This is a genomic window from Paenibacillus sp. IHB B 3415 (genome assembly GCF_000802655.2).
In the GTDB taxonomy this organism is placed as follows: domain Bacteria; phylum Bacillota; class Bacilli; order Paenibacillales; family Paenibacillaceae; genus Paenibacillus_AQ; species Paenibacillus_AQ phytohabitans.
Map to the genome: position 1 here is coordinate 1 of NZ_JUEI01000129.1, position 13,055 is coordinate 13,055.

General features: G+C 51.7%; 12 protein-coding genes and 1 pseudogene. 10 read left to right on the plus strand and 3 right to left on the minus strand.

The genetic code is table 11. The annotated features are described in order from the left end of the window. Positions 1–395: 395 nt before the first annotated feature. Positions 396–1,487, plus strand: a complete 1,092-nt coding sequence (gene rsgA / locus QW71_RS34420; RefSeq protein ID WP_039310079.1) for a ribosome small subunit-dependent GTPase A — start codon at positions 396–398, stop codon at positions 1,485–1,487. A 190-nt stretch (positions 1,488–1,677) separates the two neighbouring features. Here the strand turns inward: rsgA and QW71_RS34425 are convergent, their stop codons facing one another. Further along, on the minus strand, positions 1,678–2,304 hold the full coding sequence (locus QW71_RS34425; RefSeq protein ID WP_039310081.1) for an FMN-dependent NADH-azoreductase: 627 nt from the start codon (positions 2,302–2,304) through the stop codon (positions 1,678–1,680). A 328-nt stretch (positions 2,305–2,632) separates the two neighbouring features. Between QW71_RS34425 and QW71_RS41095 the strand changes: the two genes are divergently transcribed. After that, positions 2,633–2,770 (plus strand): hypothetical protein, encoded by a 138-nt coding sequence (locus QW71_RS41095; protein WP_171715981.1) that lies wholly within the window; start codon positions 2,633–2,635, stop codon positions 2,768–2,770. Between the two features lie 139 nt (positions 2,771–2,909). Here the strand turns inward: QW71_RS41095 and QW71_RS34430 are convergent, their stop codons facing one another. Then, the gene (locus tag QW71_RS34430; RefSeq protein ID WP_039310083.1) at positions 2,910–3,149 is read right to left on the minus strand and encodes a hypothetical protein; all 240 of its coding nucleotides are present in this window, start codon (positions 3,147–3,149) and stop codon (positions 2,910–2,912) included. 181 nt (positions 3,150–3,330) lie between these two features. Between QW71_RS34430 and QW71_RS34435 the strand changes: the two genes are divergently transcribed. Further along, entirely contained in the window at positions 3,331–3,999 is a 669-nt protein-coding gene (locus tag QW71_RS34435) for a hypothetical protein (protein WP_152679933.1), read from the plus strand. Here the strand turns inward: QW71_RS34435 and QW71_RS34440 are convergent. Then, the gene (locus QW71_RS34440; RefSeq protein ID WP_039310087.1) at positions 3,974–5,731 is read right to left on the minus strand and encodes an alpha-amylase family glycosyl hydrolase; all 1,758 of its coding nucleotides are present in this window, start codon (positions 5,729–5,731) and stop codon (positions 3,974–3,976) included. The two genes, QW71_RS34435 and QW71_RS34440, sit on opposite strands and share 26 nt — an antisense overlap. A gap of 384 nt (positions 5,732–6,115) precedes the next feature. Here QW71_RS34440 and QW71_RS34445 point away from each other — a divergent pair, with 384 nt between their 5' ends. From QW71_RS34445 to QW71_RS41920, 7 genes and pseudogenes are all read left to right on the plus strand, one after another. Further along, positions 6,116–7,129 carry an ABC transporter substrate-binding protein gene (locus QW71_RS34445; protein WP_373604803.1) on the plus strand — a complete coding sequence of 338 codons (1,014 nt, stop codon included), beginning with the start codon at positions 6,116–6,118 and terminating at the stop codon, positions 7,127–7,129. 81 nt (positions 7,130–7,210) lie between these two features. Next, complete coding sequence (locus QW71_RS34450; RefSeq protein WP_039310093.1) at positions 7,211–7,990, plus strand: ABC transporter ATP-binding protein; 780 nt, start codon at positions 7,211–7,213, stop codon at positions 7,988–7,990. 80 nt (positions 7,991–8,070) lie between these two features. Next, positions 8,071–8,823: an ABC transporter permease gene (locus tag QW71_RS34455; protein ID WP_373604804.1), complete on the plus strand. Its 753-nt coding sequence runs from the start codon at positions 8,071–8,073 to the stop codon at positions 8,821–8,823. 94 nt (positions 8,824–8,917) lie between these two features. Then, entirely contained in the window at positions 8,918–9,907 is a 990-nt protein-coding gene (locus QW71_RS34460) for an aromatic acid exporter family protein (protein WP_039310095.1), read from the plus strand. A 215-nt stretch (positions 9,908–10,122) separates the two neighbouring features. Continuing rightward, a complete protein-coding gene (locus QW71_RS34465) occupies positions 10,123–11,145 on the plus strand; it encodes an HD-GYP domain-containing protein (RefSeq protein ID WP_039310104.1) in 1,023 nt (340 codons plus the stop codon). Between the two features lie 246 nt (positions 11,146–11,391). Next, a complete protein-coding gene (locus tag QW71_RS34470; protein ID WP_039310097.1) occupies positions 11,392–11,949 on the plus strand; it encodes an outer spore coat protein CotE in 558 nt (185 codons plus the stop codon). Positions 11,950–12,181: 232 nt separating this feature from the next. Next, positions 12,182–13,055: pseudogene (locus tag QW71_RS41920) on the plus strand (hypothetical protein); the annotation flags it as partial.

Here is a 13,055-nt window from a genome sequence, read left to right on the forward strand (position 1 = left end):
CCGCCGCCGGAACCTTTGGGTTCCGGCGGTTTTTTTGTTGAAACAGTAGCCATTATATGCTGCACGCTGTAAATGATGCTGCTGTGCTAAAAGGATTGGAAGGGGTACAAATTCCCGGAAATTACACGTGAATGATTAAGCAGGCTAGTGAAGCTATTGATTTAGAATTGAATATTTGAGAAAAGAGAAGGAGTGACGGAGGGGGATTTTGGGCTGGAGGAGCGGTAGCGTTCGCCTTTAGGTTTGGATTTCCACCGTGAACACGGTGTTAAATCATGAAATCCAAACCTAACAGCGGCCGGAAGCCCAAATATCCACCGCAGTGGCGACTGATCCTAAAACTCAAAAAGGCAATATTTAAAGCTCCATACGTAACAAAAACCAGGAGGATTTGCATGAATATAGAACAGTATGGCTGGAACGATGAATGGAAAAATAAGTGGACAGAGAAGCTGCAGCAGCTCGAGGCCAGGATACTTGAGCCGGGCCGGATTGTCGGTGATTTCGGCAGCAAGTACCGGGTCATCGCAAGCACGGGCGAGATCTGGGGAGAGTTATCCGGCAAGCTCAGACATACCTTGACCGGGTCCGGTGATTATCCGGCGGTTGGCGACTGGGTGGCTCTGGCCATGCAGGACGGCGGGGAGCATGCCGTGATTCATGGCGTCATGCCCCGCCGCAGCGTAATTTCGCGCAAGGTGGCAGGGGTGACGCAAGAGGAACAAATCGTTGCCTCCAACGTCGATACCCTGTTCCTGGTCAGCGCCTTGAACGATGATTTCAATGTACGGCGGATGGAGCGGTATCTGATTATGGCCTGGAACAGCGGGGCAAATCCGGTGATTCTGCTGACCAAGGCAGATCTCTGTGCGGATGCGGCGGAGAAAATTGCCGAGATGCAGCGGGCGGCTCCCGGGGTAGCTGTACATGCGGTCAGCGCGCTGCTCGGTGATGGGCGGGAGGAGCTGCTGCCTTATATCGGCCGCGGTCAAACCGTAGCCCTGACCGGTTCCTCCGGCTGCGGCAAATCAACGATGGTTAACTGGCTCAGCGGACAGAATCTGCAGCTTACCCAGGATATTCGGGAAGGGGACAGCCGCGGGCGGCATACTACCACACACCGTGAGCTGTTTGTCCTGCCGGACGGCGGCATCATTGTCGATACGCCGGGGATGCGTGAGCTGCAGCTGTGGGAAGATGATGGAGGCCTGGATCTGGCCTTCGGTGACATCAGCTCGCTCGCGGCAGACTGCCGCTTCAGTGACTGCCGCCATGTGCGGGAGGAAGGCTGCGCGGTGCTTGAGGCAGTAGCAAGCGGTGTACTGGATGAGAAACGGCTGCTCAATTACCGCAAGACGCAGAAGGAACTGCAGTTCCAGAACAGCAAGGAAGTGAAGCAGAAGCGCAAAACCGTAGCTGCCACCTCCAAAAGCACACCTCCGCGTGCCAAAGGCAACAGCTGGCAGCGGGTATTGGAAGAGTATTAACCTCTCCGGAGCACAAAAAAGGCCCTGCAGCTGACGTAGCAGCGGGCCTCTTCCTGTAGGGTCCGGCGGATTTCCCGGAGGATACACCGGCGGAGCTATATATAAATAAAAGTCCGGTTGATGTTATAGCAGATGCCTGATAAAAAGTGCGGAGTTCTAAAGGTGAAACCGGACTTTTAACGCTGGCGGATTAGAACGATGCAGCTGCAGTTTTTGCCAGTTGCAGACCGGTAGCGATAATTTCAGCGGATTTCTGCGGGTTCTGGTTGTGTCCTTCAACGATAACTTGTGTAGTTTCCTTGAAGCCCCAGAAGTTCAGGTTACCCATGATGAAGTTAACAGCCATTTCAGCACTTGCTGCCGGGCCTTCGGAGTACACGCCGCCTCTGGCGTTCAGTACAGCTGCTTTTTTACCTGTCAGCAATCCTACAGGACCTTCAGCAGTGTACTTGAAGGTTGTACCGGCCTGGTTCAGGTAATCGATGTAAGTGTGCAGTACAGCCGGAACAGTCATGTTCCAGAGCGGGAAGGCGAATACCACTTTGTCAGCGGCCAGGAACTGGTCCAGATATTTCTTAACAAGAGCGGCGCCGGCAGCTTCTTCAGGAGTTGCTTCGAAGCCTTGTGCTGCTTTGTATACGCCTGTGATCAGCGTGTTATCGTAGTAAGGAAGTTGTTCAGCGAACAAATCCAGTTCAGTAACTTCATCCTGCGGATGGGATTCTTTGTAGCTCGCCAGGAACTCATTATAGAGCTGAACACTTACAGATTGCTCGGCTGGGCGGTTATTTGCTTTGATAAACAGAACATTAGACATTATGATTTCTCCTTAAATATATATTTAATATTAACTATAGATAATATAGCATTTAATAAATTGTTTGTAAATATCCGTCGGATAAAATTTTTATTTTGCCGACACAAACAGGCTGTTTTTTGCACAGATACCATATCTCCTGATGCAGGAATCCATTCGCACAAAGAACCGTCAATATGTAGTAAGACTAATTTCGCAGCTGTTTGCAACAGGGATATTGGCTGGTTTAAGCCATCCGGGACCCGGTTATATAGGTGTTACAAGGAGACAAGGAAATGATTTCCTCTCTACAACGGGATTCCGATCCCATTCCAAAGGAGCGATTGACATGTCCATTGACCGTTTTATTATTAAGAAATTGGACAACTGTCACGAAGAGCATACCCGGCGCAACCTGGTGAAGTTGTTCAAGCTGCGGATTCAAAAGGCCGAGAAAGAAGAGAAACGGAATCTCAGGATTGGCTGAGGCAAAGCATACACTGATCATACAGATAACACGCATTATATAGAGAGGGCACATTCCTGGACTGCAGGCGTGTGCTTTTTTGTATGGTGTTCACCGGATCTGCATCAGGCACATATTCCGGCAAAAAAATATCCCTCTATTAATAGAGGGATAAAGCCAGTGAATCATTTTCACTATAACTGTGCAATATAGCTTCTGAGCCTTTAATTTCGATACTGATCAGAGAATTCAAACATTTCTGCAGGGCGTTTTTGCCCTTTTGAATTTTGAGCTCCAGTGTGCTGTTAAGCAGTCGAAGTACTTTTTGGGTAGGCTGTTTGTTTTCTGTTGTGAAATATACTGGTACAAGCTTGTTCTGAAATGTGATGAGCATTCTCATTTTGAAATCACCTCGCTAAAAGTATTTCATGGTATTGATCTTACCCTGCTTTTCTTAATTTTACCTTAAAATTAGCTTATGATAACATAAAGATTGCAAGTTTTATAGTTTTACCGTTTTTTGAAAGCCACTCATTTACAATAAATTTCAGATTTATGGGAATAGGGAAGGATATATGGATGTGAAAACTCAAGATGTAATCTGTTTAGCACAGTTTCTGTTCCCCGGTGAAACAGAGCGGAAAGTGGTGGCGGATATTCTGCAGACCGTCTCTGGCGCAGTAGGGATATGCAGGGTGAAGTACATGGAAGGCGAATCTTCGCAGGATGTATGCATGCAAATACATAAAGATAAAATAGTTGTTACTGGTATACTGGAAGATGACCCCTTCGGGTATGAATTGAAGGAGCCAAATGAGATGAAACGGGTCTGTTATTATCTTTTTAATTGCTTTGAATATGCAGAGACCCGCAGGGTGTCTGTTCCTGCACTCTTCCTGTCCAGAAGCAGGTATGAGGAGATTAAACAACAAGCCGGGTCCTGCAGTTTGTGTATGCTGGCTGAGTACCTGGGGGAGGAAACAGGTGATTTGGCCAGTTCAACTGAACTGGCCAAGGTTATGTTAGGCCCGGAAATGACCGGAGAACTGCGGTTATGCTCCCGTGCCGGCAGCGGCTGGAGCCTTCAGCAGGCTTCATATTTTGAGAACGCTTCTGGCGGCTGGCTCCTGCGGATGAGTGCCGAGCCCGCGCGGGACTATCTGATCGCCGCTCCGCTCACCAAGGCGGAGCTGTGCTGCGCCTTTTATGAGTGGGTCATGCATTCTACTCCGATTTGTGCTCCAGAATAACTGTTGTGTAAGCAGGAAGTGTGAGTCCGCCGCTGCCGAGTGCCGCCTTGCCGCCAACTGACCTGAGGATACCGGAATATGTAACGCCTCCCGTTCCGGTATGAAGCTGCATCGTCTGTGCCGATCCCGTTAAGTTATGAATAACAAGGACCTGCTGCCTGGCGGTTATCCGTTCATAAGCCATAATTCCCCCGTTCCCGGAAGGGTAATCACGTATGTCCCCGTCTCGCAGGGCCGGCACCTCTTCCCGCAGCTGAATAAGCTCGCGGTAGCGCACCAGCAGTGAATCCCTGCGCTTTTGCTGGCTCTCTACATCGGCCCCGGGATTCGCAGCGTTATTGCTGCCCGGCTCCCACGAAGTCTGACCTGCACCCATTCCGTCCGGTGTCCATTTCATGGGCTCACGGATGCCTTCATCCGGTTTCACACCCAGCAGCCCGATCTCTTCCCCATAATAGATAAATGGATTACCCGGCAGGGTCAGCAGCATGGCTGCCGCCATTGCGGCATGATCAGGCTGATTCTCAAGCTGGCTCATGACCCTGTTCTGGTCATGATTGGTCAGGAAAATTGCGTCCGTGAAAGTGCCACCCGAGATTTGCGAATACAGCTTGTATGTCCGTTCCAGGGTGAACGCGGCTCCGCTGTCCTTCTCCGTTTGAGCCGAATGGACCAGCGTTTCAGCAAGCCCGAAGTTAAATCCGGAATTGAAGGCCTGATCTAGATAGGCCCCTACGGACACAGCGGAATTCTCCCAGACCTCACCCACGATATAAGCCTGTGGATTCACCCCGTTCATGGCTGTGCGGAATTCCTGCCACCAGGCTACATTCTTGGCTGTTGTCGCCGTACTTTTGTCAGAAAGAAGATCCTCGTAAATATGCTTTGCAGCATCCAGACGGAACCCGTCGACGCCTTGTTCCAGCCAATAGGTACCGATGCTCTTCATTTCTCGGCGGACCTCAGGATTATCGAAGTTGAGATCCGGCATTCCCTCCCAGAAAGTCCCCATATAATGGCTTCCCCGCAGAGCATGCCACGGACTGCCGCTGCCGGCAGCACTGGTTCCACTGACCGGGCGGTTCTGATCTTCGGCCCAGATATACCAGCTGCGGTATTGGCTGTCCGGATTCTTGGCTGAATCCACAAACCAGGGATGAGCCTTGGACGTATGGTTCACCACCAGATCCATAATTACCTTGATGCCCCGTTTATGTGCCTCCTTGATCAGAGTCTGCATGTCTTCGAGCGTTCCATAGTCCGGATTAATACTCCGGTAATCGGTTACATCATAGCCGTGATAGCTGGGCGAGGGATTAACCGGCATCAGCCATATTCCTCCTACACCCAGATCCTCATGGGTCCCCGGGTCGCCGTCATTTAAATAATCCAGTTTCTCCGTGATCCCCTGCAGATCACCGATACCATCCCCGTCTGAATCGTAGAAGGAGCGGACGAATATTTCATAAAATACGGTGGAAGGCTGCTCGTCTACAGCTGCATTCGGATTAGCGGCAGGTTGCACAGCGCTGTTGTTCTGTATCCCTGCCCCTGATTCCGGTTCTGTACTGTGAACGGGGGAGGAAGGTTGTGCGGATGAGACACCGGCAGTTTGATTTCCGCCTGTGCGCTCAGTACTACTGCAACCGGCCAGCAGCACCGCAGCCAGGCCAGTGATTGCTAAGGCATGCAGCATACGGGTTGTTGGCATAACTGATGAAGAACGAGACATAGGAATAAAACTCCTTTCAGGCATTCAGGATATTTTGCTTCATTAAATATGTAACTTCGTAAGCGCTTCATTGCTATATCTTATTGGAAATGCCACTCTAGGTAAAACGTTTGCACAACCTGAATATTGAGAGATACATCCATAGGATCGGTATTGATCAAAGTAATCAGGAGTTATCGCTTTAATGCTTTGATTTAATCTGTTTTATTACCTGATATGAGCATTAGATTAATCCCTATCCGGAAAATAGACCGAAAATATATACAAATCGCTTTATAGAACGCAGATTTTTTTGTGCAAACGATAGCAATACAGGTCTTTAACCTTTCGGCGGGCAACCGCATATGCATAGAGCAAGGGCGAAAGACCCGGGAAGAAAGGAGAATGAAGATGAATCTCAAGAAAAAACTGTCATTGTCGCTCATGATGATTGTCATGTGTCTCGCAGTACTCGCCGGGTGTGGCGGTGATTCGGCTGTAGTGAAGGTGAAGATCGGTGAGGTTACCCGCTCCGTGTTCTATGCGCCGGAGTATGTGGCGTTGTCCCAGAATTTCTTCAAGGAGGAAGGGCTGGATGTGGAGCTGCAGACCATACCGGGCGGGGATAAAACGATGACGGCACTGCTCTCCGGAGCTATTGATGTAGCGCTGGTCGGTTCGGAAACTTCGATTTATGTGTATCAGCAGGGGGCGGATGACCCTGTGATCAATTTTGCCCAGCTCACGCAGCGGGATGGAACATTCTTATTCGCACGTACACCGGACAGTGCTTTCACATGGGACAAAGTTAAAGGGTCAACTTTCCTGGGCCAACGGCAAGGCGGCATGCCGCAAATGGCCGGCGCATTTACCCTCCTGAACAAGGGGATTGATACCGCCAGGGATCTGACGCTGATTCAGAATATTGATTTTGCCAATATTGCCGGTGCCTTTGCTTCCGGGACAGGGGATTATGTGCAGCTGTTTGAACCGCAGGCATCGATCTTCGAGAGTGAAGGAAGGGGCCAGGTTGTCGCTTCATTTGGCGTAGAGAGCGGTTATCTCCCGTATACCGTGTTCATGTCCAAGGAGAGCTACATCAGCAAAAACAAAGACACGGTGCAGAAATTCACCAATGCCATCCAGCGTGCACAATTGTGGGTGAAGGATCATAGCGCGGAAGAAATCGCTGATGCGGTTATGCCTTACTTTGATAAAACGGACCGGAATATTGTCGTCTCCGCCATCAGCCGCTATAAAGAACAGGACACCTATGCGGTAAATCCGGTTATTGATGATAAAGAATGGAACAATCTGCTTGATGTGATCGACAACGCCGGTGAGCTGAAGGAACGTGTCCCTTCTAGCAAGATTGTGGATAACACTTTTGCTGAAAAAGCGGAGAGCAGCATTAAGTAGGGTTGTGATGCTTACGAAGCTAGTTTGTTCGATGCAGAATCGTGAGAAGTAATGTTACGCAAAACTTTTAGGAGGGCTGATATGCTTCCAGTAGTGGAGTTGAAGGAAATCACGCACGCCTATCTGGGAGACCGCGAGGCTTCGCTAGCGATCGAGGATTTCAATCTCAGCGTGGGCCAGGGTGAGTTCGTCAGCCTCGTCGGGCCCAGCGGTTGCGGCAAGACGACGCTGCTGTCGATCATTGCCGGGCTGCTGCGGCCCTCGCGGGGCGAAGTTTTGCTCAGCGGACGCTCTGCGGCTGGGCCGTCTCCTGAAGTAGGCTATATGCTGCAGCAGGATTATCTGTTTCCCTGGAGGAGCATTCAGGATAATGCACTGCTTGGCCTGGAGCTGACCGGAAGGCTGGATGAAGAGTCGCGCAGCAAAACCCTGCAGCTGCTGGCCGATATGGGGCTTGCGGGCAAGGAGCTTGCCTTTCCGGCTCAGCTCTCGGGCGGAATGCGCCAGCGCGTCGCTCTGGTGCGGACGCTGGCGACAGACCCCGGCTTGCTGCTGCTGGATGAACCGTTCTCCGCGCTGGATTACCAGATTAAGCTGCAGCTGGAGGATCTGGTCTCGGAGACACTGATGCGCCGGGGAACAACGGCCATTCTGGTTACTCACGACCTGTCTGAGGCGATCGCCGTCAGCAGCCGGGTCATTCTGCTCCAGCGGAATCCGGGAAGGATCCGCAGGATTTTTCAGGTTCCGGAAGCCATCCGCAGTACCCCGCCGCTGTATGCGCGGGACTTGCCCGGATTCGCGGAGCTTTTTCATGAGGTGTGGAAGGAAATGGAGCTGGCAGGGAGGGAAGGCGTGTGAAGACAGAATTGCCCGCAGAAGTGGCGGCCTCCCGTGCACTTTGGCTGGAACAAAAGCATGCGGACTACAGGAAGAAGAAGCTGCGCCGCAAGACTCAGGTTCTGATCGTAAGAAGCAGTATCCTGATCCTGTTCTTTGTGCTCTGGGAAGCGGGGGCCAGGCTGGGCTGGATTGATGAACTGCTCTTCAGCTACCCGACGAAAGTGTTCCGGCAAATTTGGGATGACATGGTCAGCGGCAGTCTTTGGCCGCATCTGGGGATGACTGTAGGAGAGACCGTAGTCGGGTTTATTCTCGGAACCCTGCTTGGGACGCTGCTGGCTGTGATCATCTGGTGGTCGCCTTTTCTGTCTGCCGTACTTGATCCTTATATGGTCGTCTTCAACAGTATGCCGAAGGTTGCGCTGGGTCCGATCTTCATTGTTATGTTCGGCGCCGGTTTCACCGCGATTGTGGTCACCACGTTATCCATTACGGTGATTATTACCACTCTGGTGGTGTACAACAGCTTTTGCAGTGTGGACCCGAATCTGGTTAAGGTTGTCCGTTCATTCGGCGCTTCCAGAGTACAGGAATTCAACAAGGTGATTCTTCCGGCGTCTTTCCCCACGGTGGTCTCCACGCTGAAGGTGAATGTCGGGATGTCATGGGTCGGAGTCATTGTTGGGGAATTTCTGGTGGCCAAATCGGGGCTGGGTTATCTGATTATCTATGGCTTTCAGGTGTTCAATTTCACTCTCGTCATGTCCAGTCTGCTTATCATCGCCGCGGTGGCTACAGCCATGTATCAGCTTGTTGTATATGTGGAGAAGCTGTTATTGTCGCGGAGGTAGAATAATGTAATATTGTGTCTCCCGGCAAAATCTTGTACCATGACTATATCTTTACCTGAATATTGAAGCTGAACTTTGTAGGAGAGGTATTAACATGGGATTTCGTATTATCAAAACGGCGGCTGCAACTCTGCTGTCCATTCTGCTGGCAGCCGCCGCAGGTATTCCCAATGCGCAAAGCGCGGGACTGCTGGCCATTCTCGGGGTGGAAACGACGCGCAAAAGGAGTCTCCGCACGATCACGGCACGCTTCTTTGCCTCGCTGGTGGGACTCTTTTTGGGCTGTATTCTCTTTTTTACCCTGGGCTTTCATTATTGGGTTCTCGGACTGTATGTACTGTTCGGCTTCCCGCTTATCGTCAAATCCGGCTTCAAAGAGGGGATTGTCACCAGCTCCGTTATTGTGTTCCGTGTTTTTGGACAAGCTGACATTACCGTTCACATCCTGCTGCAGCAGATTGAGCTGCTGATTATCGGCCTGGGTTCGGCCGGACTCGTCAACTTCATCTATATGCCGCAGACCGGAGGCATGATTGCCGGAATCCGCAAGGAGGTGGACGGCTATTTTTCGGTTATCTTCCGGCAGATTGCCAGAACCCTGCGTGATCCCGCTTATGTATGGGATGGAAAGGAACTGATCGGAGCCGGTGAAGCGGTGCAGAAGGGTCTGACCGCGGCTTCAAGGGAGATGGAGAATCATGTGATCCATCCGGATGAAGCCTGGAATGTGTACTTCTACATGCGCAAGGAGCAGCTGGAGTCGATCACGAATATGATGCAGCTTCTCTCTCAGGTATACCGCCAGCTGCCGCATGGTGATATGGTTGCAGAGCTGTTCGATCAGCTTAGCGGCGATGTGCTGGCCGAGGAATATACCGGCCGGACCGAGAAGCTGCTGGATGATCTGCAGCAGGAGTTTCAGCAGATGGAGCTCCCGGATTCCCGTGAGGTATTCGAGATCCGCTCCGCTATTCTGCAGTTATGCCGGGAGCTTGCGCTCTATCTTAAAATTGCTAAACGCTATAAAAGTCCAGTCGATCCGAGGCTGGTGAAGGACAAGCTGCCCGCAAAGGGAAATGCTTGAGCAGGAAGGTAAATATGTCTCAGGTATTAACATTACGGTGTGAATTAACGATAAGATATATAAGCACTTAAAGTGAGCTTATCTCTATAGTTATGTTCATTTTCTGTTCGGGACAGAGAAACACATTTCAGGATAAGATTGTAGATGAGGCCGCGAAGCTTCCAATTACAGCAGCGGTTCACTCCGGTGGACGGCTGCACTGGCAGGTGAGGAACATGAACAACAGCAATGAACAATATATCGGCAAACAGCTTGCAGCCAACCTTTTTAATCATAGCGGTGTGTTTGTTCTGCCGGCGATGACCTTATTAAGCGGGGAACATATCCGGCTGATCTCCCAGCACAAGATCCTCTTGGAGCCGCATGATGTCCTTCAGGTGGACAACGCGGCATTCTATCAGCTGGCTGTGGATGACTGCACAGCAGCGATGGAGAGCATTTTTGATCAGCTCCGCTATACCAAGACCAAAAGGCTGCCGATGATAGAGCTCAGAAATGAAGTCATTCCTTTTATCCAGCAGGTAAGTGAGAAGAACGATTTCTACGGAATATTGGCTGCACTGCAGTCCAAGGATGATTATACATACAGGCATAATGTTGCGGTTGGTATTATCTCCACGCTGCTTGGCAAATGGCTGAAGCTTAAGCCGGACGAGCTAAGCATGCTGACCATCGCAGCGACTCTTCATGATATCGGCAAAATTATGATTCCGGCTGAAATTCTCACCAAACCCGGTCCGCTGAATGAGGAAGAATATGCGCTGATGAAGAAGCATACCACCCTTGGATATGAAATGATCCGGGATACCGTGGGCACCACTCACATGCAGGCGCTTGTTGCGCTGCAGCATCATGAACGGATGGACGGCAGCGGCTACCCCTTCGGTGTGCTGGGGCACCGGATTACCGATTTCAGCAAAATTGTCGCGGTGGCGGATATTTTTCATGCAATGACCTCAGACCGCTTCTACCGCACGGCCGCCCCTTTGTATGAGGTGCTCAGGCAGATGGACGATAATGTCTACGGCAAGCTGGACCCTTATATCTGCAGCGTGTTCATCAATAAGCTGATGCAATCAATGATCGGCAATGAGGTACTGCTCACAGACGGACGGATCGGCAAAATCATAATGATTCTGGCCCATGATCCGCTGCGTCCCCTGGTGAATATCGATGACGATTTCATTGATCTGAGCCGTCACAGGCAATTGGGCATTGTGCGTGTAATTCCGCAATAAGCACAAGGTGCAATATCGTAAAACGAAAAAAAGGTAGCGGTTCCCCATATTTTGGGGGAAGGGCTGCCTTTTGTTTTTTTCGGAAACGGGACTCATAACTGGCTAATTTCAGCAATAAAATGAAGCAGGAGGCTTAATTAGACTCTCACGAGGGCTTACCCAAATTTATTTCTACTCTAACAATCAACAAATGCCCAGAACGTGCATACACTTGATAGTGAATGATTGTATGGAGGAGGTTCAAAGATGTCATTAAGCCATAAACGTCAAACAAGGGAGATCATTACGAAGGCAATTTGCGGCAAAGGTCGTAAGTTCTCTACCGCAACCCATACCGTGACTCCGCCACATCATCCGACTAGTATTCTGGGGGCTTGGATTATCAACCACCAGTACGAAGCGGTTGCCGCCGGGAACGGAATCGAAGTAATCGGTACTTATGATGTGAACATCTGGTACTCGTACGACAAAAACAAGCAGACCGAGGTTGCCAAGGAAACGGTCTCCTATGTGGAGCTTATTCCATTGTCGTACCTGGACCCGAGACACCGTGCTTCCACGGCACAGGTCTCTGCGGAGGCAACGCAGGAACCCAATTGTGTGGAAGCCGGGGTATCGCCGGGCGGCGGCAGTGTGACGCTCCGGGTGGAACGCGAGTTCGAGGCGGAGCTGGTGGCTGAGACCAAGGTCCGCGTGTATGTCAGCGATCAGAGTGATGATCTGGAAGACAAGGACTATGATTTTGACGGCGAGAGTTTTGATTACGATGATCTGGACCCTGACGCCCTGGATGATGAGCTGTAAGGAAGGAATACGCCGCTGCCTTTCTGTTACTGTGTTGGGTTATGATCCATTATATGATGAGAGGGCAGCGGCGTAGAGGGCGAATGCCCTCTTTTTTTTAAAATATTTTGGGGTTAGGTTTCAGCACCAAAAGCTTCATCTGCGTACTGCAGAAGGGCGGGCTATCCGGTTATTAAGGATGATGCAGCTGTAGGCGCTGCATGAAGAATTTCTGATGGGCGGTGGCATAAGGATGAACGAAGGGCTTAACTTATTCCTTCAGCTGGCACCGGAGCAGATTATGCGCAGACTCCGGCGCTGCGGGATTGAAGCGGACCCGGGGGCTATCGGCAGACCTGCACGGCGGAAGGATGCAAGAGAGAGTCATACATATTCCCATGGACAAGACCCCGCAAGTTACAGGCAGCACTACCGGGTGGTTATTTTCAATCTGGCTGTGCTGGAGTGCCAGCCTTTGGGTGCAGGAGCGGCTATGAATGCTGCTTTTTTGGGGCCGGTGAGAGGGGAGGGCGGTTATGGTGGAGCGGGTGCTGGCGCGAGCGGGAACAGGGTTAATGGAGCAGGCGGTGGCGGGGATGGCCGGAACGGTAGTGGTGGAGCGGGTGATGGCCGGAATGGTGAGCGTGGTTATGAAGGAGTAGCTGCTGGCGGGGATCGCGAGGATAGTGGTACTGGAGCAGGTGCTACTGGGTTTGGTGAGCGCGGTTATGGCGGAGCGGGTGGCGGAAGTGAGATGCACGGGGTGGCAGGAGCTGTCCGTGTAACGGCGGTCCGGGCGCTATACAGCCTGGGGCTGGACAGCGGCGAGGTGGAGCTGCGGGCCATGGGCGGGCGGCATTATGTGGTGACGGGCATCACTCCGTTGATGCCGGTTCCCGGCAAGCCGCTGCCTGAGCCGTACCGGGCAGCCTCGCGGGAGCTGGCCCGTTCCCTTGCCCTTGAGCAGCCAGGCCGGGCAGGGCTGCTTATGGGTATGGACCCGGAGTTCCTGCTGCTCCGGGAATCCACGGGCCGCGTCGTGCCGGCGTCGCGGTACCTGCCCATGGACGGCGTCGCGGGCTGCGACGCCGGACCCCCGGGAACGCGCGGCGTGTTCCCGGTGGCGG

What these genes read in the sequence shown, in the direction of transcription:
- rsgA (WP_039310079.1), top strand. Translation starts at nt 396, where the DNA reads ATGAATATAGAACAGTATGGCTGGAACGATGAATGGAAAAATAAGTGG.
- QW71_RS34460 (WP_039310095.1), top strand. Translation starts at nt 8,918, where the DNA reads ATGGGATTTCGTATTATCAAAACGGCGGCTGCAACTCTGCTGTCCATT.
- QW71_RS34445 (WP_373604803.1), top strand. Translation starts at nt 6,116, where the DNA reads ATGAAGATGAATCTCAAGAAAAAACTGTCATTGTCGCTCATGATGATT.
- QW71_RS34450 (WP_039310093.1), top strand. Translation starts at nt 7,211, where the DNA reads ATGCTTCCAGTAGTGGAGTTGAAGGAAATCACGCACGCCTATCTGGGA.
- QW71_RS34470 (WP_039310097.1), top strand. Translation starts at nt 11,392, where the DNA reads ATGTCATTAAGCCATAAACGTCAAACAAGGGAGATCATTACGAAGGCA.
- QW71_RS41095 (WP_171715981.1), top strand. Translation starts at nt 2,633, where the DNA reads ATGTCCATTGACCGTTTTATTATTAAGAAATTGGACAACTGTCACGAA.
- QW71_RS34430 (WP_039310083.1), bottom strand. Translation starts at nt 3,149, where the DNA reads ATGAGAATGCTCATCACATTTCAGAACAAGCTTGTACCAGTATATTTC.
- QW71_RS34465 (WP_039310104.1), top strand. Translation starts at nt 10,123, where the DNA reads ATGAACAACAGCAATGAACAATATATCGGCAAACAGCTTGCAGCCAAC.
- QW71_RS34425 (WP_039310081.1), bottom strand. Translation starts at nt 2,304, where the DNA reads ATGTCTAATGTTCTGTTTATCAAAGCAAATAACCGCCCAGCCGAGCAA.
- QW71_RS34440 (WP_039310087.1), bottom strand. Translation starts at nt 5,731, where the DNA reads ATGTCTCGTTCTTCATCAGTTATGCCAACAACCCGTATGCTGCATGCC.